Raw genomic sequence first — 20,707 nt, forward strand, 5'->3', positions numbered from 1 at the left:
CGGCCCGACCGCGGCCTCGGAAAGACAGTTTGTATGAATGACCACACGCGGCTCCGCGACGGCCATGCGCCGCACGGTGAGCTGGAGGGGTCGATGGCGGCGGTGGCGTTAGCCACCGCACCGGCCGTCGGCGCGCAGGCGCCGGGAACCGGCGTCTATGCGGCGTTGGACCTCGGCACCAACAATTGCAGGCTGCTGATCGCCTGTCCGACCCAGGACGGCTTTCGCGTCGTCGATTCCTTCTCGCGCATCATCCGGCTCGGGGAGGGCGTCTCGGCGACCGGCTCGATCAGCGACGCCGCGATCGAGCGCGCCATCGCCGCGCTCAGCATCTGCCGCGACAAGATCAATTTGCGGAAAGCGCGCCGGCTGCGGCTGATCGCAACTGAGGCTTGCCGCGCCGCCTCGAATGCGGAAGGTTTCCGCAGCCGGGTTGCGGCCGAGACCGGCATCGAGCTGGAGGTGATCGACCGCGAGACCGAGGCCGCGCTCGCGGTGCTCGGCTGCTCGCCGCTGGTCGACCCGCGGGGACGCGGCGCGATCCTGTTCGACATCGGCGGCGGCTCGACCGAGCTGGTGCGGATCGAGCGCGACCCGGAAAATCCGGAGCCGCGCATCAAGGCCTGGATGTCGATCCCCTATGGCGTGGTCACGCTCGCCGAGCAGTTCGGCGGACGCGACGTCACGCCGGAGATCTACGCTGCGATGGAGCAGGAGGTCGCAAACCACGTCGCGCCGTTCGCGGAAGTGCACGGCCGCGATCTCACTGAGATGCACCTGCTCGGCACGTCGGGCACGGTGACGACGCTCGCCGGCATCCATCTCAACCTCGCGCGCTACGACCGCCGCCGCATCGATAGCATCTGGATGAACGATGCCGATATCACCGCGACCATCAACAAGCTGCTCGGCATGAGCTACGAGGAGCGCGCCAACAACAGTTGCATCAGCGTCGAGCGCGCCGATCTCGTGCTCGCCGGCTGCGCCATTCTCGACGCAATCCGCCGCGCCTTTCCGCTGCCGCGCCTGCGCGTCGCCGACCGGGGCCTGCGCGAAGGCATGCTGGTCGAGATGATGCGCGAGGACGGCGCGCTCAGGAGCTGGTGAGATGGCGAAAGACACCACCGGCCGCTTGCACGTCCAGGTCAAGACCGGCGGCAAGCGCAAATTGTCGTCGAAGCTGTGGCTGGAGCGGCAGCTCAACGATCCCTATGTGGCCAAGGCCAAGGCGGCGGGCTATCGCTCGCGCGCGGCGTTCAAGCTCTTGGAGATGGACGACAAGTTTCGGCTCTTGAAGCCCGGCATGGCCGTGGTCGATCTCGGCGCGGCGCCCGGCGGCTGGAGCCAGATCGCAGCGAAGCGCGTCGGCTCGACGGAAGGCAAGGGCAAGGTCGTCGCGATCGATCTGCTGGAGATGCCCGAGATTCCCGGCGTCGACTTCGCGCAGCTCGACTTCATGGACAACGACGCACCGGAGAAGCTCACGGCGATGCTGGGCGGCAAGGCCGACGTCGTGATGTCCGACATGGCCGCCAACACCACCGGCCACCGCAAGACCGACCAGCTCCGCATCGTCGGCCTGGTCGAGACCGCGGCGGCCTTTGCCTGCGACGTGCTCAAGCCCGGCGGCACGTTCCTGGCAAAGACGTTCCAGAGCGGCGCCGACGCCGAGCTGCTGGCCCAGCTCAAGCGCGACTTCGCCACCGTGCGTCACGTCAAGCCGGCGGCGAGCCGGCAGGATTCCTCGGAACGCTACGTGCTGGCGACGGGATTTCGGGGCGGAGGAACGGCGTAGCCGCGTACTCCCGTCATTCCGGCGCGCCTCGAAGAGGCGAGCCCGGAATCCATTTTCCAACACGTTCTGCGGCGCGATGGATTCCGGGTTCGATGCTGCGCATCGCCCCGGAATGACCGAGGAGGTATTCACCCCAGCCGCTGATCCCGGACGTTTTGCGTATCCTCGGACGCCGCCTTGACCGCGGCCTTCTCTGCGCCCTTGCCGGCGCCCTTGCGGCTCGCGATCTCCACCGCCTTGCGGCCGGAGATCTCGTGGCCGGCATCTGCAGGCATTTGCCAGAAGAACCAGCTCGACGCCGCCGAGGTCAGCGCGACCACGACGAAGGCTGGGGCGAACACGGTGGCATCGATCTCGCTGACATGGTGGAACCACATCGTCGTTTCCACGCAGGCTGCGCCGACGGCAACGCCTGCGGAGACCGCCAGCTGCTGGTTGACGCTGACGAGCGTGGTGGCCCGGCTCATCTGCGCGGTTTCGACGTCGGCGTAGGCGACCGTGTTGATCGCGGTGAACTCCAGCGAGCGGAAGAAGCCGCCGACCACCAGGATGACCATGATGATGAGCAGCGGCGTCGTCACCGTGAACAGCGCGCAGACGGCGAGGAAGAACGCGCTGACAATCGAGTTCACCGTCATCAGATTGCGGAAGCCGAAGGTGCGGATGAGGCGTGCCGCCAGTGTCTTCATGCCCATAGCGCCGAGCGAGGAGGCGAAGGTGACGAGGCCGGAATGGAACGGCGACAGCCCGAAGCCGATCTGCATCAGGAGCGGCAACAGGAACGGCAGCGCGCCGATGCCGAGCCGGAACATGAAGCCGCCAAACACGGCCGCGCGTAGCGTCGGCAGCTTCAGGAGCGAGAAGTCGAGCACCGGCGAGCCCGTGCGGCGGGCGTGCAGGACATACAGTGTCATCGAGATCGCACCGCCCACGACCAGGGCGGCCACCGTGCTCCAAGGCAGGAGATTCAGTCCGGCAACGGAGAGGCCGAACGCGATGCCGGCAAGCCCGATGCCGGCCAGCACCATGCCGTAGAGATCGAACGGCTCCTGAGTCTCACTCTTGATGGGATCGATGAAGCGCAGCGCCATGAAGATGCCGAGCAGCCCGATCGGGATGTTGATCAGGAAGATCCAGTGCCAGGACGCATAGGTGGTGATGAAGCCGCCGAGCGGCGGGCCGATCACCGGGCCGATCAGGGCAGGGACCGTCACCCAGGCCATGGCATTGACCAGCGCGCTCTTGTCGACCGAGCGCAGCAGCACGAGGCGCCCGACCGGCGTCATCATCGCGCCGCCCATGCCTTGCAGGATGCGCGCGAACACGAAATCAGTGACCGAGGTCGAGAGCGCGCAGCCGACCGAGCCGACCATGAACACGCCGACTGCGATCGCGAACACCATCCGCGCGCCGAACCGGTCGGCGGTCCAGCCACTCGCCGGAATGAACACCGCGAGCGACAGCAGATAGGAGGTGATCGCGAGCTTCAGGGTCAGTGGGCTGGTGCCGATGTCGGCCGCGATCGCCGGCAGCGAGGTGGCGATGACGGTCGAATCCATGTTCTCCATGAAGAGAGCAGTGGCCACGATCAGCGGGATGACGCGTTGCTTGTCGACCATGACGGATTGGTAATGAAAATCGGAAGGAGGGGCGCGGTTCGGCTTATCACCGCCGCCTGCTCCCGACCATTGCGGATCGACGCATGGCACCTAAATCCCGCATAACAACGGTGTGACCCTCCGCCTCCGGCGTTCCGGGCCCGCGACGTCGTCGCGCCCCCGTAGGACGGCGGGTGGGCTGCGTAGGGTCTATCCTCGCGGAATCTACGTAAAAAAGCCTGTGCATGGCTGGCCAGCGGTCCGAATTGCTTTGATTCGTCACGCGGGCATGCTATCGACCGGCGTCAACCCCACCGATGGGCTCCGATTCTCAAGGCGATGCCGCAAGGTACGCCGAGGGCGGCGCTCATCCATTAGCGTTTGCGGCAAGGCCGCAGGAAGGAGTTGGCAAATGGCCACGGTGCAACTTCAGGGCATCCGCGAAGCCTTTACGTTCGACGACGTGCTGCTGAAGCCGGGCCTGTCGGACGTCATGCCGGGCGAGGTCGACATCCGCTCGCGCGTCACCCGCGCCATTCCGCTCAACATTCCGATCATGGCCTCGGCCATGGACACCGTCACCGAAGCGCGCATGGCGATCGCCATGGCGCAGGCCGGCGGCCTCGGCGTCATCCACCGCAATTTCGATCCCGAAGGGCAGGCCGCGCAGGTGCGGCAGGGCAAGCGCTACGAGTCGGGCATGGTGGTGAACCCGCTCACCATCAGCCCCGAGGCCACGCTCGACGACGCCCTCAAGCTGATGAGCGACCACGGCATCTCCGGCATTCCCGTCGTCACCGGCGCAGGCAAGAATACGCCCGGCAAGCTGGTCGGCATCCTCACCAACCGCGATGTGCGCTTTGCCACCGACCGCCGGCAAAAAGTCTCCGAGCTGATGACGCATGAAGGGCTCGTCACGGTGCGCGAGAATGTCAGCCAGGACGAGGCGCGGCGCATGCTGCACCAGCATCGCATCGAGAAGCTGCTCGTGGTCGACGATCAGTATCGCTGCGTCGGTTTGATCACCGTCAAGGACATGGAGAAGGCGGTCGCCCATCCGCTCGCTTGCAAGGACGCGCAGGGGCGCCTGCGGGTCGCCGCCGCCACGACGGTCGGCGACAACGGCTTCGAGCGCACCGAGCGGCTGATCGATGCCGGCGTCGATCTCGTCGTCGTCGACACCGCGCACGGCCATTCCCGTCACGTGCTGCACGCGGTGAACCGCATCAAGCGCCTGTCCAATTCGGTGCAGGTCGTCGCCGGCAACGTCGCCACCACCGAGGGCACGCAGGCGCTGATCGACGCGGGCGCGGACTGCATCAAGGTCGGCATCGGCCCGGGCTCGATCTGCACCACGCGCATCGTCGCCGGCGTCGGCGTTCCCCAGCTCACCGCGATCATGGATGCGGTCGAGGCGGCGAAGAAGGCCGATATCCCCGTCATCGCCGACGGCGGCATCAAATTCTCCGGCGATCTCGCCAAGGCGCTCGCCGCCGGCGCGGACATCGCCATGGTCGGCTCGCTGCTCGCCGGCACCGACGAAACGCCCGGCGAAGTGTTCCTGTGGCAGGGCCGCTCCTACAAAGCCTATCGCGGCATGGGCTCGGTCGGCGCGATGGCGCGCGGCTCGGCGGACCGCTACTTCCAGCAGGACATCAAGGACACGCTCAAGCTCGTGCCCGAAGGAATCGAGGGTCAGGTGCCCTACAAGGGCCCGGTCGGCAACGTCATGCATCAGCTCGCCGGGGGCTTGCGCGCTGCGATGGGTTATGTCGGCGCTCGCGACATGAAGGAGCTGCACGACAAGGCGAGCTTCGTCCGCATCACCGGTGCGGGCCTGCGCGAAAGCCACGTCCACGACGTCACGATCACGCGCGAGAGCCCGAACTATCCGGGTGGGGGTTAGTTCGTTCGCCCCATTCTCGGTGTCGTCGCCCGCGAAGGCGGGCGATCCAGTACGCCGCGGCCTCTCGGTTCAATATTCTCAGAGTGCTGGATGCCCCCGCCTTCGCGGGGCATGATAGTGCGTTTGTGGCGCGCGCGTGCCTCCAACTCGTCATTGCGAGCGAAGCGAAGCAATCCAGTCCTTTTGGTATTGACGCCGCGGGATTGCTTCGCTTCGCTCGCAACGACAGAAAATTGGAGGAAGCCATGTCCCAGGCAAAACGCATCGTTCTCGCCGCGCGTCCCGTCGGTGAACCCAAATCGTCTGATTTCCGTTTGGAGGAATTCGCCGTTCCGACACCGGGACAGGGCGAAGTTCTGCTGCGGACGATCTGGCTGTCGCTCGATCCCTATATGCGCGGGCGCATGAGCGAGGGGCCGTCCTACGCAGCTCCGGTGCCGGTCGGCGGCGTGATGGAGGGCGAGGCGGTCAGCGAGGTCGCGGCCTCAAACAATCCCGATTTCGCGGTCGGCGACATCGTGCGCATCCGCTCCGGCTGGCAGACGCACGCGATCTCGAACGGCAAGGGCCTGATCAAGGTCGATCCCAAGCTCGGGCCGATCTCGACCTCGATCGGCGTGCTCGGCATGCCCGGCATGACCGCCTACCCCGGCCTGCTCGACATCGGCAAGCCGCAAGCAGGCGAGACCGTCGTCGTTGCCGGCGCTTCCGGCGCGGTCGGCTCGGCGGTGGGGCAGATCGCCAGGATCAAGGGCGCACGCGCGGTCGGCATCGCCGGTGGCAAGGACAAATGCGACTACGTGGTCAAGGAGCTCGGCTTCGACGCCTGCATCGATCACCGCGACCCTGATCTCGCCGCCAAGCTGAAGGACGCCTGCCCGAAAGGCATCGACGTCTATTTCGAGAATGTCGGCGGCGCGGTGTTCGAGGCGGTGTTCCCGCTGCTCAATCCGTTTGCGCGCGTGCCGGTGTGCGGCCTGATCGCGCACTACAACGACACCGAGGCTAAGCCGCCGAAATGGGCCGCATCCCTGATGCGCGCAACGCTCACCAAGCGGCTGACCTTCCGCGGCTTCATCGTCTCCGACTTCGCCGCGCGCCATGGCGACTTCCTGCGCGACATGTCCGGCTGGGTTCGCGACGGCAAGGTCAAATACAAGGAGTTCGTGACCGAGGGCCTGGAGAGTGCGCCCGGCGCCTTCATGGGCCTGCTGAAGGGCGCCAATTTCGGCAAGCAACTGGTCCGGGTCGGCCCGGACAAGGCCTGATACGGCCGCTTCCGCCCGAGGTGGGGCGGATATGGTTAACGAAGAGTGACCGATCGGCCACACCTGTTCCGCAAAAGCCGCAGGTGTGACCGCCGCTTCATTGACCCCAGGGCGAAGACGTTGAATCATCGCGCATATTTTAGGTGCTGCGATGTTAGAGATTGGTTTTTTCTGCGTAATCCTGCTGGCCGCCGGCTATTGGACCACCATGTTCGTCATGGGCCGCCGCGACGACGTCATCCATGGCAAGTTCGTCCGCTTCGATGAGAGGGACGATCTTACCCGTCTCGCCATGCCGGCGCCGCCGCCATTCCCGACGCGTCCGGTCAAGACCGCGCCTGTCAGGCAACCGGCTGCCAATGATCTCGCGGCCAAGCCCGTGAACAGCGCAGCGCTGCAATCCCTGCTCGCCGCGATCCAGCAGGACCTCAAGAGCGTCGCCTGAGCGGCCAAGCGCGTCAGTGCTCGCCGCCCATCTGGGCGAAGAGTTCCTCGATGTCGACATCCACCTGGCCTGCAGCCTTGACGTGGCGGACCTCAAGGCTGTCAGGCCGAAAGCGGTATTCGACGAGCCCGACCTCCTTGATCGCGATCCGGTCCTGCCGCGTATCGTTGATGACGAAGCCGGCCGATGGGGCCCAGACGTGGCGGGGGTGTCGCCAGGTGAAGTCGCGCCGCTGGTGCACATGGCCGCTGGCGACGAGGCGCAGATCGACGCCCGCAAACATCTCGATCAGCCGTGCCCGCGCCGGCTGCGGCACGTAGCGGATCGACGTCTCCGGCGTCTCGGCATCGTCGGGCCGGTTGAGGAAGAGGGGCTTGTGCAGGAACAGCGCGACCGGTCCGCCGTTCGTGCGCGCGATCTGCTGCGACAGCCAGTCGAACTGCTCGGCCTCGAAGCCGAGCCCTGAATTCATGACCAGCGAATTGAGGCCGATGAAGCGCCAGCCCGCGGCTTCGAGCGCCCAATGGTCTTCGCCGATGATGTCGTAGAACTGCCGGCGGTGCGCCTCGTTGACCGGCGGCTTCGGCGCCGGCCCGATCGCGGTCGGATTGTCGCCGATGTCGTGATTGCCGGGGAGATAGCGGCATGCGACGGGCAGGGCGTCGTGCAGGCCTTTTGCGAAGACGACATCGTCGCGGCTGGTCGGTCCGTCGAACGAAACGTCGCCGGTGTTGACGACGAGATCGGGCCTGTCGGCGTCGATGTGCTCGCAAACGCGATGGAAGTTGGCGACCAGGCCGGGGAAGCGCCGGCCGAGATGGGTGTCGGAAATCTGCGTCAGGCGAAATTCGGACATGCGACCAGCTTAGCCGTTGTCGCGCGTCGGAACGATGACGGCGCGGGCATGGATCGCGACGAACAAAGTTTAAAGCACGCGGTAGCGGATCGTGTAGGCGTCCTGCGGCGCGACCGGGGCGGCCAGCGGCGAGGCGATGCGGTCGGCGAGATGCCAGGGGCCGAATTCCGGGGAGCGATGCGGCTCGGCGGGCAAACGGAGGCGAAACTCGAACGTGCCCTTGCCCGGCAGGTTCACCACGAGTATGCGGTCCGCGGTGCGGTGGTTGAGCGCCACCGCGCCCCGCAGCAGTGCGCGTCCGTCGGCGAGGTCGCGCACGCCGTCGACCAGCGCCAGGATCTGGTTGCGATCGGTGTGCAGCTCGATCTGGCTGTCGGTCATCCCCGTCAGCATCTCCCGAGGCATGCGGATCTCGAACGCGACGACGGGCTTGGACGGATTGAGTCCGAGATAGGCGAGTGCGGCATGGCGCATGTCGTAGGCGGCGAAGGCGAACAAGGCGAGCGCCGCGAGCGTGGCCACGCCATGCCGCAGGACGTCCCGCCAGGTGCGGTAGCTCAGGCGAAAGTACACCGTCATCGCCAGCGCGACCGCGAGCGCCATCGCGATCCCCGACAGGGCCGACATCAGGAGACCGAGCCGGCCGTCGGCAGATTCGGTCCAAAGGCTGGTCAGGGTGGTCATGGCGCCATCTCGCCTTGGGCCCCGACAGGGGGCGAAATCCGCTTTAACTATCGGTGGTTGGTCGCAAAATCGGGAAAGCCAGTTCAACTCGTTGATTGTCAGGACGAGGAGCGGCGGCTAATGGACGTCCGGCGGTCCCCGCCGGATGGGAAGTTCCGATGTCCGTTCAAATGGTCTTGCTGCCGGTCTTCGTCCAGATCGGGCTCACCTTCGCGCTCTTGATCGGCATGGTCGTCGCGCGCCGCAAGACGCTGGTCTCGGGCGAGACCAGGATCCGCGACATTGCGCTCGGCGAGCCGAACTGGCCGAAGGGCGCCACCCAAATCGCCAATTGCTACCGCAACCAGTTCGAGTTGCCGGTGCTGTTCTACGTCCTGATCGCGCTGGCATTGCCGCTGCGCCGCGCCGATCTCTTCATCGTGCTGATGTCCTGGGTGTTCGTGGTGACGCGCTTTGCCCATGCCGGGGTCTTCGTCTCGTCGAACGATCTCGGCCGGCGCTCCACGGTCTGGCTCGCCGGCGTGCTGGTGCTGCTGGCGATGTGGATCTACTTCGCGCTGAAGCTCTTGTTGCTGGTCTAGGCGCGTCCCTGCCAATGCTGACCTGAAAGATTAAGAATGACCCCCGCTGCCCGGCTGTCCGCAGCCATCGAGCTGATCGACACCATCGAGAAGGACCGCGTGCCCGCGGCCAAGGCGTTGAAGGAGTGGGGCACTGCGCACCGCTTCGCCGGTTCCGGCGACCGCGCCGCCATCGCCGGCCTGGTCTGGGACGTGCTGCGGCGCTACGCTTCGAGCGCCTGGCTGATGGACGCGGATACCGCGCGGGCGCGGCTGATCGGCATGCTCCGCCTCGAGCGCAATATGGACGCAGCCACGATGGGCGCGTTGTTCGACGGCAGCCGCTTTGCGCCGGCGCCGCTGACCGAGGCCGAAGAGGCCGCGCTCGCCTCGCGCTCCCTCCAGGGGGCGCCGGCCGCGATCGCCGGCGATTATCCCGAATGGCTCGACCCGCACCTTGCCAAGGTGTTCGGGGAGGACCGTGTGGCGGAGGCGGCCGCGATGGCAAGCCGGGCCCCGCTCGACCTTCGCGTCAACACGCTAAAATCCAATCGCGACAAGGTTCTGAGGGCGCTTTCTCATCTTCATGCGAAACCGACGCCGTGGTCGGCAACGGGCCTCCGTATCGAGCTTTCGGCCGATGCGCGCAACCCCGGCATTCAGGCCGAAGAGGACTTCATCAAGGGCGCCATTGAAGTGCAGGATGAGGGATCGCAGCTTGCGGCCCAGTTCACCGCGGCAAAACCCGGCGAGCAGGTGATCGATCTCTGCGCCGGCGCCGGCGGCAAGACCCTGGCGCTCGCCGCACTGATGCAGGGCAGGGGCCGGCTGATCGCGACCGATCGCGACAAGCGCCAGCTCGCTCCGATCCACGAACGGTTGTCCCGCGCCGGCGTCCACAATGCCGATATTCGCACGCCCAAGGGCGAGGCCGATGCGCTCTCGGATATCAGCGGCACGGCCGACCTCGTCGTGATCGACGCGCCCTGCACGGGAACCGGTACCTGGCGCCGCAATCCCGACGCCAAATGGCGCATGCGCCCGGGCGCGCTGGAGATTCGCCTGCGCGACCAGGCCGAGGTGCTGGAGCGGGCAGTTCCGCTGGTGAAGCCCGGTGGCCGCATTGCCTACATCACCTGCTCGGTGCTGTCGGAGGAGAACGGCGAGCAGGTGAGGGCATTCGTCGCGCGCCATCCCGAGTTCGTGGTCGTCCCGCCCGAGCAGACCGCGAGTGTGCTCTGGGACAAGGCCGAGGCCTTTGGCGAGGCCGCGCTGCAATCGCCGGAAGGCTGGCTGATGACGCCGCGGCGGACCGGAACGGACGGATTTTTCGTCTCGGTGCTGAGGAAGACGGGCTGATCTCACTCCGCCGTCATTCCGGGGCGCCCGAAGGGCGAGCCCGGAATCCATCGTGCGGCAGCGTGTGTGGTTCGATGGATTCCGGGCTCTCGCTTCGCGAGCCCGGAAGGACGGAGGCCCCAAAACAAAAGCCCCGCGGACCGGATCCCGGTCGCGGGGCTTTCTAACTCGAGCGTTCTGCCGGTACGTCCGTGGTCAGAACGCTGCGCCGGCGTTAGCCGACGCGGAGATTGTCGGCAGACGACTTGCCGCTGCGGCGGTCGGCGACGATGTCGAACGAGACCTTCTGACCCTCGTTGAGGGAGGAGAGGCCAGCGCGCTCGACGGCGCTGATGTGCACGAACACGTCCTTCTGGCCGTCGTCCGGCTGGATGAAACCATAACCCTTTTGGGTATTAAACCACTTCACGGTGCCCATAGCCATGGGTAATTTCCTTTAGTTAGAGAGAGTACGCACGCGGACCATGACGCTTCGATGCGTCCCTGATCCTGATGAGTCGATGTTTGGAGAATTCATCTGAAGCGTGCGCGCCCGTCAGCAACGAAGCGAAGCGGCCCAGTCGTTCGGCCAAGTATCGATGATCACAATATAGCGAGAATTTGGGGCCACTTCAAGGCACCACCCGCGGCTCGGAACGTCGCGCGACTTTGCTATTTTGCGGTGCAAATTAACCGCTCGCCGCGACTTAGTCCACGATGAAGAGCGTCGCCCCGGTTGCGGTCGAGGACCGATGCGCGGCGTCGCCGAAATCCGAAACCTGGTAGCTCATCCCCGCCGTGAGCTTGAATGTGCGCCCGTCACGCAGCTCGCTGTCGAGCTCGCCCTTCAGCACGTAGAGCACATGGCCGCGATCGCACCAATGATCGGCCAGATAGCCCGGCGAATATTCCACCATCCGCACGCGAAGATCGCCGATATTGAGCGTGCGCCACTTGGCCTCTCCGGTTTCGCCGGGATGCGTGGTCGGCTCGACCTTGCTCCAGTCGGTGACGGTAAAGGGGGAGGTGGGGAGTTTCATGCTGGCGAATCCGGTCAATGTGGTTTCGTGGTCCTTCAACCTCATAACCACTAACCTGACCGTCGCAAGCCATTGACGCCTGCCGAAGACGGCAGGCGCCAATGCGCGGGCTGCTAGATGTCGAGCTCGGCCCAGATCGCCGCATGGTCGGACGCAGCCTCGACCTCCTTGGTGATCTCCGGAAAATGCGGGAACAGGTCGCCGTTCTTGCCGCCCCAGACGCCCATGCGGAAGATGCCGCCGGCCGTCGCCTTCTCGAACAGGGCTGGTGATAGCAGGATGTAGTCGATCTTGTTCGACGCGGTGCCGTTCTTGAACGTGCCGGGGCGGCCGCCATCGTCGACCCCGCCGAGCTCGCTGATGTCCTTCAGGCCGGTCTGATGAAACAGTGGGCTGATCGGATCGCTGTCCGGCGTGTCGTTGAAATCGCCGATCACCGCGATGAAATCGTGCTGCTGGCGGAGCTGACGATAGATGGTCGCGGTGCGTGCGGCCTGCCGCTTGCGCTTCGCGTTCGAGGTCGCCTGGGAGCCGAAGCCCTTGCTCTTGAAGTGATTGGCGAGGACGATGAGTGAATTTCCCTCTGCCGTCCTGATCTCGAACTGGGCGCAATCCCGGCTGAAGACGAGGCCGTCCTCGTCTTCGTCATCGACGTGGCTTGCGATCGAGACGATCTCGAATTTCTTCTTGGTCATGAGCCCGACGTCGATGCCACGATCGTCATTGCCGTCGATCAGCATGATATGATCGTAGGGCGTCGCCTCGACGGCGGGCATCACGTCCTTGCAGAACCGGACCAGGGCGGGCCGGCTTTCCGCTTCCACCACGCCGAGCACGTCTGCATCGATGGCCTTCATGACCCGCGCAGTATTGCGTGTTGCCTCCTCGTTGACCTGCTCCCCCGTGAGGTCGCCCCAGCCGATCCAGTCGTCTCGGCCGTCGGCCACGACCTCGATCGGTCCGCTTTGCGGCCGCTTGACCAGATGGCCGCGATTCTGCCGCAGGATCGCGTATTTGCTCTCGTCCGACTTCTTGAGGCCGAGCGTATCGAGCAGCTCGACGATCTTCTTCTTGTCGGCCTTGGTGTACGTGTCCTTGCCGAGGAGGGCGTTGATGTCGGCCTGCGCCTTCAGGATGACCTTGCCTTGCTCCGAGAAGCCAGGGCCGCTGAGCGCACGCGCGCGCATGAAAAGGTTTTCCACGTTGAAAGATGCGAGCTTCATGAAATCTCCCAAGGATGAAAATGACATTCAATCAATGGTAGAGAATACCGGAAAGCTCGCATTCAGTCGAGGCGCGCGGATGGTCGCAGCCGGCACCGAGCCGCGCCGGCCTTCGCATCGTTGTCACAATAGAGGTGGGAGCTCCGTCACCCGACCAAATGGTTCGCCGAGCCCTGCACGATCAGCCCGGCATCGTTCACCCGCAGATATTCGCAGATCTTCTTGCCGCGCTCGTTGGCGTAGAACACCACGACGCTGTCGGGGCTGACGAACAGATCGATCAGCGTGAAATGCAGCTCCGGCAACAACCCGAGTGCCTTGCCCCAATAGGCGCGCAAGGCATCCTTGCCGCGCACCGTGCCGCTGGCGTCGAACCCCAGCATGGGAATGCGGTCCGAGGTCATCACGGCCGCCTCGTCGTAGAGGGCAAGCACGCGCTCGAGATCGCCAGTATTCCAGGCTTCGACCCAGGTGCGGCCGAGCGCGGCCAGCGTTGATGGCTGATGGTGCTGTGACATGGCATTCTCCCTGATCGGCCCCTTTCTGAGGATGGGCATAATGGGTCAATATTACTGACCTATAATGGTTTGTCCATGCCCAAAGAAGAATGTGGGCGCGCGGCCAGCGCGGTTGCAGCGCGCCCGCGGCCAGCGTATCTGCTGGCCATGACAGCAGCACAGAACGACCGCTCCGCGTCGACGCCCTCGGTGGCCTCGGCGCACGACAAGATTCTCATCGTCGACTTCGGCAGCCAGGTGACGCAGCTGATCGCGCGTCGCGTGCGCGAGGACGGCGTCTATTGCGAGATCGTCCCGTTCAACAAGGCCGAAGAAGCCTTCAAGGAGATGAAGCCGAAGGCGGTGATCCTCTCCGGCGGCCCCGAGTCGGTGCATGAAGCGGGCTCGCCTCGCGCCCCGCAATTGATCTTCGCCTCCGGCGTGCCGGTGATGGGCATCTGCTACGGCCAGATGACCATGGCGGCCCAGCTCGGCGGTGAGGTCGAGGGCGGCCATCACCGCGAGTTCGGCCGCGCCGATGTCGAGGTCAAGGCCGACAGCCAGCTGTTCGCGGACGTCTGGTCGTCAGGCAGCAAGAACCAGGTCTGGATGAGCCACGGCGACCGCATCACCAAGATGCCGCCCGGCTTCTCCGTCGCCGGCACCTCGCCGAACGCCCCGTTCGCGATCATCCAGGACGAGAAGCGCAAATATTACGGCCTGATGTTCCACCCCGAAGTGGTGCACACGCCCGACGGCGCCAAACTCATCCGCAACTTCGTGCGCAAGATCGCCGGCCTCACCGGCGACTGGACCATGCGCGCCTTCCGCGAGGAGGAGATCGCCAAGATCCGCGCGCAGGTCGGCAAGGGCAGAGTGATCTGCGGCCTCTCCGGCGGCGTCGATTCAGCCGTCGCGGCCGTGCTGATCCACGAGGCGATCGGCGACCAGCTCACCTGCGTCTTCGTCGATCACGGATTGATGCGCCTCAACGAGGCCGAGCAGGTCGTCGACCTGTTCCGCCACCACTACAACATCCCGCTCGTGCACGTGGATGCCTCAAGACAGTTTTTGGGCGAGCTCGAAGGCGTCACCGACCCCGAAGCCAAGCGCAAGACCATCGGCCGCCTCTTCATCGAGGTGTTCGAGGCCGAGGCCAAGAAGATCGGCGGCGCCGATTTCCTGGCGCAAGGCACGCTCTATCCTGATGTGATCGAGAGCGTCTCCTTCACCGGCGGCCCCTCGGTGACGATCAAGTCGCACCACAATGTCGGCGGCCTGCCTGAGCGCATGAACATGAAGCTCGTCGAGCCCCTGCGCGAGCTGTTCAAGGACGAGGTACGCAAGCTCGGCCGCGAGCTCGGCCTGCCCGAAATCTTCGTCGGCCGCCACCCGTTCCCGGGCCCCGGCCTTGCCATCCGCTGCCCCGGCGAGATCACGAGGGACAAGCTTGACATACTGCGCAAGGCGGACGCCGTCTACATCGACCAGATCAGGAAGCACGGCCTCTACGACGAGATCTGGCAGGCCTTTGCCGTGCTGCTCCCGGTGAAGACGGTGGGCGTCATGGGCGACGGCCGCACTTACGATTACGTCGTAGGCCTGCGCGCCGTCACCTCGACCGACGGCATGACCGCCGACTTCTACCAGTTCGACATGAAATTCTTAGGGGAGACCGCCACACGCATCATCAACGAGGTGAAGGGCGTGAACAGGGTGGTGTACGACGTGACCAGCAAGCCGCCTGGGACGATCGAGTGGGAGTAGTGCTGCAGGCAGCTATCGCGTAGCTTGGCGTAGGCTTCGGAATGTCTCTCGCCTCCAGGAGACTACGACCAAAGAACCTCGAGACCAGCTTAGCCTTTTTGGAGCGACCATCCATGCCGCCCCGAACAGGGGAGTGCAGCAGCGCAGTTGAGCGTGCGGAAGGGATGGGTGTTCCCTTCGGTGCTCATACGTGCTTGGTACGTCGGCAGATCATTGGCCGGGATAAAGGCAGCTGGAGCGCGCCGCACAGATGATGCGTCCGGCGCGAACACCCAGCCCTCAATGCCTTGGTATCTAGGCAATCGTCTTCAAATACAGGCTCGGATCGAAATATTTGCTCGCCGGCGTGAAGTCCTTGATGCCGGCGTTGGCCATGAAGAAGTCTGTCGACTGCTGCAGCCAGTTGGTGACCGTCCCGTCCGAGTACATCCGTTTCCAGTCCTTGGACGTAAACATCTTCTGCGCCTTGAACGACTCGTTGATGTCCGACAACGGCGTCTGGCTGTAGTGGCCTTTCTGCAGCTTCTCCATCGCTTCAGCGCTGTTCGCGACGATATAGTCATTGGCATCCGCCCAGCCGCGGATCAGCTTGGCCAAAGTCTCTTTGTTGGGCTCATAATAGTCATTCGCAGCGGCCCAGCCGCCGATGATGGCCGCCTTCGGATAGTAGGCTGACGCATCGGCGAGCATCGTCGCGCCCAGCACCTTGTCGCGGACCGTGACGTTGAAGGGTACCCACAGCGCCACGGCAGGCACGGCGCCGGAGATGAACGCGGTCACAGCCGCGGGCATGGTCTGGTTGACGAGCTCGACGTCCTTGGGATCGACTTTGTTCGCGCGCAATGCCGTATCAAGGAAGACGTGCGCGGTCGTACCCGTCGCGGTCGCGATGCGCTTGCCCTTGAGGTCCGCGAACGACTTGATGCCCTGATCACCGCGCACCCAGAGCTGAGCGGTCGCCACCTCGATATCGTTGATGAGGAACACCTTGCCCTGGCCGCGGGCCGGGAAGTTCGAGAGGACCGCACCGGTTGCCAGCACGTCAAGGCTGCCACCAATCAGAGCCTGAAAGATTTCGAGGCCGGTGTTGAACTGCCGCAGCTCGAGATCGAGGCCCTGCTTTTCAAAGGAGCCGCGGTCCATGCCGGTCCAGATCTGGCCGTCGACGGCGACGGTGTGAAGATAGCCGACGCGGACCTTCGTCTTCGCTTGCGCGATTGCCGGTGCCGCGGCCGTGAAGGTGCCGACCGCAAGGCCCGCCGTCGTGGTCAGAAATTGCCGCCGATCCATGATGTGTCCTCCGTTTTGTCTGTTATTCCGAGAATGAGACCGGACGCATCTGCGCCTGCTGGGCGCGATATTCGTCCATGACGAGCTGCCTGATATGACTTCGCAGCTCCGCGAATTCCGGCCGCTCCTGGATCGACTCGTCGCGCGGATAAGCGAAGGGAACGTCGATGATTTCCCTGATCCGCGCCGGCCGCGCCGTCACCACCACGATGCGGGAGGAGAGGTAGATCGCCTCCTCGACGGAATGGGTGATCAGCATGACGGTTTTTCCTTCGGTCTCCAGCACCTTGAGCAGCAGGTTCTGCATGTTGGAGCGGGTCTGGGCGTCGAGTGCCCCGAACGGCTCGTCCATCAGGAGAAACTGCGGCTTCACCGCATAGGCCCGCGCGATCGCGAGGCGTTGCCGCATGCCGCCGGACAGATGCTTCGGAAAGGAATTGGCGAAGTCGGCCAGGCCCATCAGGCCGAGATAGTGATCGCAGATCGCTTCGCGCTCGGCGATCGGGACATGGTTGGCGTTGAGCGTCAGGCCGAAGGCGATGTTCTGCTTCACCGTCAACCAGGGGAATACGCCGTATTCCTGGAAGATGACGCCGCGCTCGGGGCCGGGACCGGCGACGGGACGGCCGTCGAACAGGACCTTGCCGGTGGTCGGCTTCTGGAAGCCGGCGAGCATGCTCATCATCGTAGTCTTGCCGCAGCCGGACGGGCCGATCACCGCAATGAAGTCGCCGTCCTTGATGTCGTAGCTGACGTCCTCGACCACGTTGAGGCGGCCCTTCGGCGTCTCGAAGCACAGCGAAACCTTGTCGAACTGCGCGCGCTTGTTCATGCGATGACCCGATCCTGCCAGACCAGAAGCCGCGCCGTGATCTTACGCAGGATCAAATCCATGATCAGCGCGATCAGGCCGATGCAGATGATGCCGACATAAATCACGTCGAGCAGGAAGTAGGTCGAGGCATTCTGAATCATGGCGCCCAGCCCGCGCTGTGCCGCGATCAACTCGGATGCGACCAGCGTCGCCCATGCCACGCCCAAAGCCACGCGCAGCGCCGTGAGAATGTGCGGGACGGTGAGAGGAATGATGACCTTGCGAAAGATCTCGGCCTGGTTGGCTCCGAGCGTCTGCGCCACGCGGATGTAGAGCGGCGTAATTTGCGACACGCCCTCATACATCACGATCACGCCGGAGAAGAACGAGGCGTAGAACAGGATGACGAGCTTTGCGAGCTCGTCCACGCCGAAATAGACGATCACCAGCGGGATCAGCGCGATCGGCGGTAGCGCGCGGAAGAAGTTGATCATGGGGTCGGCGAAGGTGCGGGCGGGCCGATACCACCCGAGCAAAAATCCGACCGGCACGGCCGCGAGGATGCCGAGCGCGACGCCGAGAAAGACACGCCGCGTCGAGGCGAAGATGTCGATCAGCAGGCCTTCTTTGGTGAGAAGCTCGAAGAATTTTGCGGCGACCTGGTGCGGCGCAGGAATCAGCGAGACGTTGACGAAGCCGCTCCAGCGCACGGCGTACCAGAGCACGATCGCACCGATCCACGGTATCAATCCGAGACCGAGGCGTCTCAGGCCAGCTCCGTTCATTCGACGCGTCCACCCAGATTGCGGTTGATGTTTTCAGAGGTCATATTATAAATAGGATGACCATACAAGTGGCGCCTTTTGGTCGTAGGCGTCGCAGGTTTTCCCGCATGACATCACAGCCTTTCACCATCCGAAGCGTCCAGGCCTTTGGCTATCGTTACCCGCTGACCACGCCGGTCATCACGTCCTTCGGGCGGATGAAGGATCGGCCGGCTGTCTTCGTCCGCGTCGAAGACAGCGACGGGAACATCGGCTGGGGCGAGGTGTGGTGCAATTTTCCCGCGCCGGGCGCCGAGCATCGTGTTCGGCTTGTCAACGAATTGCTCGCGCCGGCGCTGGTCGGATTCAACGCCTTTGAGCCGTCTGCTCCGTTCGAGCATCTGACGCAGGGAACCTCCGTGCTCGCGCTGCAATCGGGCGAGGCCGGCCCGTTTGCACAGTCGATCGCCGGCATCGATCTCGCTGTCTGGGATCTCCACGCGCGCCGCCAGAACGTTGCGCTGTGGAGGCTGCTCGGCGGGGCGGGGCGCACGATCAAGGTCTACGCCAGCGGCATCAATCCGGTCGGCTCCGAACGGACAGCCGAAGCGGCGCTCAGCCGCGGCTATCGCGCGTTGAAGCTGAAAATCGGGTTCGATCCGGCAGGCGACCGCGCCAACCTTGCCGCGCTGCGCCGTCTTGTGGGCGAGGGCCTGCTGGCCGCCGACGTCAACCAGGGCTGGACCCTGGCGCAGGCGCTGGAGCTCGCGCCGCAGCTCGATCACGTCGGTCTCGCCTGGCTCGAGGAGCCGATCCGCGCCGATCGCCCCCGTCAGGAATGGGCGCAATTGCGCGAGGCCATCCGCTTTCCGCTCGCGGCCGGCGAGAACATCGCGAGCCACGCCGGTTTTGCCGAGGTGCTGCGTGAGCCGGTGCTCGGTGTCGTCCAGCCCGACATCGCCAAATGGGGCGGCCTGTCGGCTTGCGCAAGCATCGCCCGCGACATCCTGAAGTCGGGAAAGATGTTCTGCCCGCACTATCTCGGCGCCGGCATCGGCCTTCTGGCATCCGCGCATCTTCTCGCCGGCGTCGGCGGCGACGGGCTGCTCGAAGTCGATTGCAATGAAAACCCGTTGCGCGATCGCTTCTGCGGTCCCGTGCTCGCTGTCCGCGACGGCATGATCACGCTCGGCGACGAGGCTGGCCTCGGCTTCGCGCCCGATCTTGCATCCATCGAACAATACCGGACGATCTGATGCCAGCACGCGGCTACGACTACATCATCGTCGGCGCGGGCTCGGCCGGTTGCGTCGTTGCAAACCGACTGTCGGCCGATCCGTCCTGCCGCGTGCTGTTGCTGGAGGCCGGTGGGTCGGATCGAAATTTCTGGCTGAAGCTTCCGGTCGGCTATTACCGGACCATCTACAACGAGCGGTTCTCGCGCCTGTTCAGGACCGAGCCCTCGGAGGGGAGCGGCGGCCGTGCCATCGTGTGGCCGCGCGGCCGCGTGCTCGGCGGCTCGTCCTCGATCAATGGTCTGATCTTCATCCGGGGTCAGCACGAGGATTTTGACGATTGGGAGCGCCTTGGCGCCGATGGCTGGAGCTATCGCGAACTCCTGCCGTATTTCCGGCGCTACGAGCGCTACCGCGGCGGCGAGAGCCAGTTTCACGGTGGGCTCGGGGAGTTCGAGGTCTCCGACCTCCGCAACGACAATCCGGCATCGAAGGCCTGGGTCGAGGCGGGTGTAGAGTTCGGTCTGCCGCGCAATCCCGACTTCAACGGCGCCACGACGCTCGGCGTCGGTACCTACCAGCTCGGCATCGGGCGGCACTGGCGGACCAGTTCGGCCTCTGCATTTCTGCGCCCCGCCGCCCCCCGTCCCAACCTCACCATCATCACCCACGCGCAGGTCAGCAGGGTCGTTTTCAACGGTCGTGTCGCGACCGGCGTCGAGTGGATCAGCAAGGGGCAAGTCCACAGCGCGGCGGCTGATCGTGAGATCATCCTGTCCGGCGGCGCGCTCCAATCCCCGCAGATCCTCCAGCTTTCCGGCGTAGGTCCGGCCGAATTGCTGCGCAAGCTCGGCATTCCCGTCGTTGCCGAGTCTCCTGATGTGGGCGCCAATCTTCAGGACCATTATCAGGCGCGGCTGATCGTTCGGCTGAAGGAGCGGATTTCGCTCAACGATCAGGTGCGCAATCCCGTCGAGCTGACGAAGATGGGGCTGCAATGGATGCTGGCAGGCAGCGGCCCGTTGACGGTTGGCGCGGGCCAGGTGGGCGGCGCGGCCTGCACGGAATACGCCGTCGGCGGCCGGCCGGACGTGCAGTTCAACGTGATGCCGCTCTCGGTCGACAAGCCTGGCGAACCCCTGCACAGCTATTCCGGTTTCACCGCGTCGGTCTGGCAATGCCACGGAAAGTCGCGCGGGCAGCTCGCGATCAGCTCGACCGATCCGTACGAGCAGCCGCGGATCGCGCCGAACTATTTCGCCGAGGAGATCGACCGCAAGACCATCGTCGCGGGTCTGAAGATTTTGCGCGAGATCTATCGGCAGAAGGCGTTTCGTTCGCTCTGGGATGTCGAGATGGTGCCGGGCGAGGCGGCCAGGGATGATGCCGGGCTGTGGGACTTTGCGCGTAACACCGGAGGCACAGTATTTCACTGTGTGGGGACCTGTCGCATGGGCAGCGACGCGCAGGCCGTGCTCGATCCGCAGCTGCGTGTGCGCGGCGTCGAGCGCCTGCGTGTGATCGATGCCTCGGTGATGCCGCAGATCACCTCGGCCAACACCAATGCGACCAGCCTGATGATCGGCGAGCGCGGTGCAGCGCTGGTCATGGCTTGATCGCGCGGCCT

Annotated in this window: 20 protein-coding genes; 10 read left to right on the plus strand and 10 right to left on the minus strand. The window is 64.8% G+C overall.

Going from position 1 to position 20,707, the window contains the following annotated elements; genetic code table 11:
- Nucleotides 1-33 precede the first annotated feature (33 nt).
- Together X268_RS12020 and X268_RS12025 are read left to right on the plus strand one after the other, a co-directional pair.
- Nucleotides 34-1,107 (plus strand): Ppx/GppA phosphatase family protein, encoded by a 1,074-nt coding sequence (locus X268_RS12020; protein WP_128925153.1) that lies wholly within the window; start codon nt 34-36, stop codon nt 1,105-1,107.
- 1 nt (nt 1,108) lies between these two features.
- Nucleotides 1,109-1,795: an RlmE family RNA methyltransferase gene (locus X268_RS12025; RefSeq protein WP_128925154.1), complete on the plus strand. Its 687-nt coding sequence runs from the start codon at nt 1,109-1,111 to the stop codon at nt 1,793-1,795.
- 128 nt (nt 1,796-1,923) lie between these two features.
- On the opposite strand, the gene X268_RS12030 is transcribed toward X268_RS12025, so the two are convergent.
- Nucleotides 1,924-3,414, minus strand: coding sequence for an MFS transporter (locus X268_RS12030; protein ID WP_128925155.1), 1,491 nt, complete (start codon nt 3,412-3,414; stop codon nt 1,924-1,926).
- 391 nt (nt 3,415-3,805) lie between these two features.
- Between X268_RS12030 and guaB the strand changes: the two genes are divergently transcribed.
- From guaB to X268_RS12045, 3 genes are all read left to right on the plus strand, one after another.
- Nucleotides 3,806-5,299 carry an IMP dehydrogenase gene (gene guaB / locus X268_RS12035; RefSeq protein WP_128925156.1) on the plus strand — a complete coding sequence of 498 codons (1,494 nt, stop codon included), beginning with the start codon at nt 3,806-3,808 and terminating at the stop codon, nt 5,297-5,299.
- Between the two features lie 245 nt (nt 5,300-5,544).
- On the plus strand, nt 5,545-6,567 hold the full coding sequence (locus X268_RS12040; protein ID WP_128925157.1) for an NADP-dependent oxidoreductase: 1,023 nt from the start codon (nt 5,545-5,547) through the stop codon (nt 6,565-6,567).
- Between the two features lie 151 nt (nt 6,568-6,718).
- Nucleotides 6,719-7,012 carry a hypothetical protein gene (locus X268_RS12045; RefSeq protein ID WP_128925158.1) on the plus strand — a complete coding sequence of 98 codons (294 nt, stop codon included), beginning with the start codon at nt 6,719-6,721 and terminating at the stop codon, nt 7,010-7,012.
- Between the two features lie 13 nt (nt 7,013-7,025).
- On the opposite strand, the gene X268_RS12050 is transcribed toward X268_RS12045, so the two are convergent.
- Nucleotides 7,026-7,868, minus strand: a complete 843-nt coding sequence (locus X268_RS12050) for a metallophosphoesterase family protein (protein WP_128925159.1) — start codon at nt 7,866-7,868, stop codon at nt 7,026-7,028.
- Nucleotides 7,869-7,937: 69 nt separating this feature from the next.
- A complete protein-coding gene (locus X268_RS12055; RefSeq protein WP_128925160.1) occupies nt 7,938-8,552 on the minus strand; it encodes an acriflavin resistance protein in 615 nt (204 codons plus the stop codon).
- Between the two features lie 158 nt (nt 8,553-8,710).
- Here X268_RS12055 and X268_RS12060 point away from each other — a divergent pair, with 158 nt between their 5' ends.
- On the plus strand, nt 8,711-9,133 hold the full coding sequence (locus X268_RS12060) for an MAPEG family protein (protein WP_128925161.1): 423 nt from the start codon (nt 8,711-8,713) through the stop codon (nt 9,131-9,133).
- A gap of 36 nt (nt 9,134-9,169) precedes the next feature.
- The gene (locus X268_RS12065) at nt 9,170-10,471 is read left to right on the plus strand and encodes an RsmB/NOP family class I SAM-dependent RNA methyltransferase (RefSeq protein ID WP_128925162.1); all 1,302 of its coding nucleotides are present in this window, start codon (nt 9,170-9,172) and stop codon (nt 10,469-10,471) included.
- A gap of 214 nt (nt 10,472-10,685) precedes the next feature.
- Here the strand turns inward: X268_RS12065 and X268_RS12070 are convergent, their stop codons facing one another.
- The 4 genes from X268_RS12070 to X268_RS12085 form a co-directional block, all read right to left on the minus strand.
- The gene (locus X268_RS12070; protein WP_008141931.1) at nt 10,686-10,895 is read right to left on the minus strand and encodes a cold-shock protein; all 210 of its coding nucleotides are present in this window, start codon (nt 10,893-10,895) and stop codon (nt 10,686-10,688) included.
- A gap of 262 nt (nt 10,896-11,157) precedes the next feature.
- Nucleotides 11,158-11,490, minus strand: a complete 333-nt coding sequence (locus X268_RS12075) for a DHCW motif cupin fold protein (RefSeq protein WP_128925163.1) — start codon at nt 11,488-11,490, stop codon at nt 11,158-11,160.
- A 113-nt stretch (nt 11,491-11,603) separates the two neighbouring features.
- Complete coding sequence (locus X268_RS12080) at nt 11,604-12,713, minus strand: endonuclease/exonuclease/phosphatase family protein (RefSeq protein ID WP_128925164.1); 1,110 nt, start codon at nt 12,711-12,713, stop codon at nt 11,604-11,606.
- Between the two features lie 146 nt (nt 12,714-12,859).
- The gene (locus X268_RS12085) at nt 12,860-13,231 is read right to left on the minus strand and encodes a nuclear transport factor 2 family protein (RefSeq protein ID WP_128925165.1); all 372 of its coding nucleotides are present in this window, start codon (nt 13,229-13,231) and stop codon (nt 12,860-12,862) included.
- Between the two features lie 147 nt (nt 13,232-13,378).
- On the opposite strand from X268_RS12085, the gene guaA reads away from it, so the two are divergent.
- Nucleotides 13,379-14,977, plus strand: coding sequence for a glutamine-hydrolyzing GMP synthase (gene guaA, locus X268_RS12090; protein ID WP_128925166.1), 1,599 nt, complete (start codon nt 13,379-13,381; stop codon nt 14,975-14,977).
- Between the two features lie 294 nt (nt 14,978-15,271).
- On the opposite strand, the gene X268_RS12095 is transcribed toward guaA, so the two are convergent.
- The 3 genes from X268_RS12095 to X268_RS12105 are packed head-to-tail and all read right to left on the minus strand — an operon-like array spanning nt 15,272 to nt 17,866.
- Nucleotides 15,272-16,267: an ABC transporter substrate-binding protein gene (locus X268_RS12095; protein ID WP_128925167.1), complete on the minus strand. Its 996-nt coding sequence runs from the start codon at nt 16,265-16,267 to the stop codon at nt 15,272-15,274.
- Between the two features lie 22 nt (nt 16,268-16,289).
- Entirely contained in the window at nt 16,290-17,099 is an 810-nt protein-coding gene (locus X268_RS12100; protein WP_128925168.1) for an ABC transporter ATP-binding protein, read from the minus strand.
- Nucleotides 17,096-17,866: an ABC transporter permease gene (locus tag X268_RS12105; protein ID WP_128925169.1), complete on the minus strand. Its 771-nt coding sequence runs from the start codon at nt 17,864-17,866 to the stop codon at nt 17,096-17,098. The genes X268_RS12100 and X268_RS12105 overlap by 4 nt, the downstream gene beginning before the upstream one ends.
- Before the next feature lie 107 nt (nt 17,867-17,973).
- Between X268_RS12105 and X268_RS12110 the strand changes: the two genes are divergently transcribed.
- A complete protein-coding gene (locus X268_RS12110) occupies nt 17,974-19,101 on the plus strand; it encodes a mandelate racemase/muconate lactonizing enzyme family protein (protein WP_128925170.1) in 1,128 nt (375 codons plus the stop codon).
- Nucleotides 19,101-20,696 (plus strand): GMC family oxidoreductase, encoded by a 1,596-nt coding sequence (locus tag X268_RS12115; RefSeq protein WP_128925171.1) that lies wholly within the window; start codon nt 19,101-19,103, stop codon nt 20,694-20,696. Before X268_RS12110 ends, X268_RS12115 begins: the two co-directional genes overlap by 1 nt.
- The last annotated feature ends 11 nt before the right edge of the window (nt 20,697-20,707 follow it).

The organism is Bradyrhizobium guangxiense, assembly GCF_004114915.1.
GTDB lineage: Bacteria > Pseudomonadota > Alphaproteobacteria > Rhizobiales > Xanthobacteraceae > Bradyrhizobium > Bradyrhizobium guangxiense.

Excerpts from the sequence above, each read along its gene's own strand:
- X268_RS12020 (WP_128925153.1), top strand. The coding sequence starts at position 34 with ATGAATGACCACACGCGGCTCCGCGACGGCCATGCGCCGCACGGTGAG.
- X268_RS12025 (WP_128925154.1), top strand. The coding sequence starts at position 1,109 with ATGGCGAAAGACACCACCGGCCGCTTGCACGTCCAGGTCAAGACCGGC.
- X268_RS12030 (WP_128925155.1), bottom strand. The coding sequence starts at position 3,414 with ATGGTCGACAAGCAACGCGTCATCCCGCTGATCGTGGCCACTGCTCTC.
- guaB (WP_128925156.1), top strand. The coding sequence starts at position 3,806 with ATGGCCACGGTGCAACTTCAGGGCATCCGCGAAGCCTTTACGTTCGAC.
- X268_RS12040 (WP_128925157.1), top strand. The coding sequence starts at position 5,545 with ATGTCCCAGGCAAAACGCATCGTTCTCGCCGCGCGTCCCGTCGGTGAA.
- X268_RS12045 (WP_128925158.1), top strand. The coding sequence starts at position 6,719 with ATGTTAGAGATTGGTTTTTTCTGCGTAATCCTGCTGGCCGCCGGCTAT.
- X268_RS12050 (WP_128925159.1), bottom strand. The coding sequence starts at position 7,868 with ATGTCCGAATTTCGCCTGACGCAGATTTCCGACACCCATCTCGGCCGG.
- X268_RS12055 (WP_128925160.1), bottom strand. The coding sequence starts at position 8,552 with ATGACCACCCTGACCAGCCTTTGGACCGAATCTGCCGACGGCCGGCTC.
- X268_RS12060 (WP_128925161.1), top strand. The coding sequence starts at position 8,711 with ATGTCCGTTCAAATGGTCTTGCTGCCGGTCTTCGTCCAGATCGGGCTC.
- X268_RS12065 (WP_128925162.1), top strand. The coding sequence starts at position 9,170 with ATGACCCCCGCTGCCCGGCTGTCCGCAGCCATCGAGCTGATCGACACC.
- X268_RS12070 (WP_008141931.1), bottom strand. The coding sequence starts at position 10,895 with ATGGCTATGGGCACCGTGAAGTGGTTTAATACCCAAAAGGGTTATGGT.
- X268_RS12075 (WP_128925163.1), bottom strand. The coding sequence starts at position 11,490 with ATGAAACTCCCCACCTCCCCCTTTACCGTCACCGACTGGAGCAAGGTC.
- X268_RS12080 (WP_128925164.1), bottom strand. The coding sequence starts at position 12,713 with ATGAAGCTCGCATCTTTCAACGTGGAAAACCTTTTCATGCGCGCGCGT.
- X268_RS12085 (WP_128925165.1), bottom strand. The coding sequence starts at position 13,231 with ATGTCACAGCACCATCAGCCATCAACGCTGGCCGCGCTCGGCCGCACC.
- guaA (WP_128925166.1), top strand. The coding sequence starts at position 13,379 with ATGACAGCAGCACAGAACGACCGCTCCGCGTCGACGCCCTCGGTGGCC.
- X268_RS12095 (WP_128925167.1), bottom strand. The coding sequence starts at position 16,267 with ATGGATCGGCGGCAATTTCTGACCACGACGGCGGGCCTTGCGGTCGGC.
- X268_RS12100 (WP_128925168.1), bottom strand. The coding sequence starts at position 17,099 with ATGAACAAGCGCGCGCAGTTCGACAAGGTTTCGCTGTGCTTCGAGACG.
- X268_RS12105 (WP_128925169.1), bottom strand. The coding sequence starts at position 17,866 with ATGAACGGAGCTGGCCTGAGACGCCTCGGTCTCGGATTGATACCGTGG.
- X268_RS12110 (WP_128925170.1), top strand. The coding sequence starts at position 17,974 with ATGACATCACAGCCTTTCACCATCCGAAGCGTCCAGGCCTTTGGCTAT.
- X268_RS12115 (WP_128925171.1), top strand. The coding sequence starts at position 19,101 with ATGCCAGCACGCGGCTACGACTACATCATCGTCGGCGCGGGCTCGGCC.